General features: G+C 53.3%; 1 protein-coding gene. It reads left to right on the top strand.

The genetic code is table 11. From position 1 onward, the window contains the following. Window positions 1–53: 53 nt before the first annotated feature. Window positions 54–1276, top strand: a protein-coding gene (locus K5D32_RS25710) for an IS3 family transposase (RefSeq protein ID WP_409372900.1) whose coding sequence is annotated in 2 segments (ribosomal slippage) — window positions 54–405 and window positions 405–1276 — 1224 coding nt in all. Because the reading frame shifts where the segments join, the coding sequence is not laid out codon by codon here. The last annotated feature ends 31 nt before the right edge of the window (window positions 1277–1307 follow it).

The raw sequence follows: 1307 nt of genomic DNA, 5'->3' as shown, positions 1-1307 counted from the left end.
TGTCCCGTCCTGAATAAGGTTTACACCTTCTAACTTCTTTTCAGGAAGGTGCAATGGACACGGGCGCGAAGCGTAGTCAGCGTGATTACACACTGGCTTTTAAATTATCGGTCGTCGATCAGGTCGAAAAAGGCGAGTTGAGTTATAAAGAGGCTCAGCGGCGCTATGGAATTCAAGGGAGGTCGACGGTCTTGGTTTGGCTACGCAAGCATGGTCGCCAGGACTGGAGCCAAGGCGCCTCCATTCGCTCTCAGAGGATCAGACCTATGGACGAGCCAACCTTGCCACTGACTCCCGAGCAAAGAATCAAAGAACTAGAGGAACAACTGGCGCTGGCAAATCAGAAAGCCCAATTCTTTGAAGCCGTGGTCGATGTTCTGAAGAACGACTACGGCGTCTCTGTCGTAAAAAAGCGACCCGGCAAGTCATTGCGCAAACCCAAACCCTGAGTGTCAGCAGGGCTTGCCAATTTATGGGGATAAGCCGTCAGGCCTATTACAAACGCAATCGGGTCTACAGGGCTCGAGCCGACCAAGATCAGCAGCTCATAACGTATGTACAGCAGGTCCGTGCCCGCCAACCGTGCATAGGCACTCGGAAGCTGCATTCGATGATGCATGCGCAGCATCAGCAACAGGAGCTCCATGTTGGCCGGGATCGTTTGTTCGCGGTTTTGCGAGAAAGCCGCCAGTTGGTCCGCAGAAAGCGGGCGTATCACAAGACAACCGACAGTCACCATCGCTTCCGCCGGCACCCCAACCTGCTGAAATCAGGCCCGGAACAAATAGTCGCTACCGGCCCGGAACAGGTCTGGGTGGCCGATATTACGTACCTGCCTACCCGTGATGGCGTTGCCTATTTGAGTTTGGTGACGGATGCCTTTTCGAGAAAAATAGTCGGCTATCACGTGCATGAAAGTCTGCACGCCAACTCTGTGGTGCAGGCTTTTCGAATGGCTTTGAAGCGGCGTCGAAGCGTTCAGAAGCTAGTCCATCATTCGGATAGAGGCGCCCAGTACTGCTCGGCCCTTTACCAAGAAGTACACGCAAAAAATGGTATCACTTGCTCAATGACCGACGGCTACGACTGCTACCAGAACGCCTTGGCAGAGCGGGTGAACGGCATCTTGAAAACAGAGTTCTTGATCCATCGACCCGCGGATCTGGCGCAGGCCACGCAGATGGTGCGGGAGACGATTACGATCTACAACCTGGAACGGCCACACCTGTCTTTAAAATACAAAACGCCCGATGCGGTGCATCGAGCGTTAGGGTGAAATAGGTGTAAACCTATTTCAGGACTAGACA

The organism is Pseudomonas cichorii (assembly GCF_019719005.1).
GTDB lineage: Bacteria > Pseudomonadota > Gammaproteobacteria > Pseudomonadales > Pseudomonadaceae > Aquipseudomonas > Aquipseudomonas cichorii_E.
Note: the sequence above shows the minus strand (reverse complement) of the source record. Positions and strands in the feature narration are given on the sequence as shown.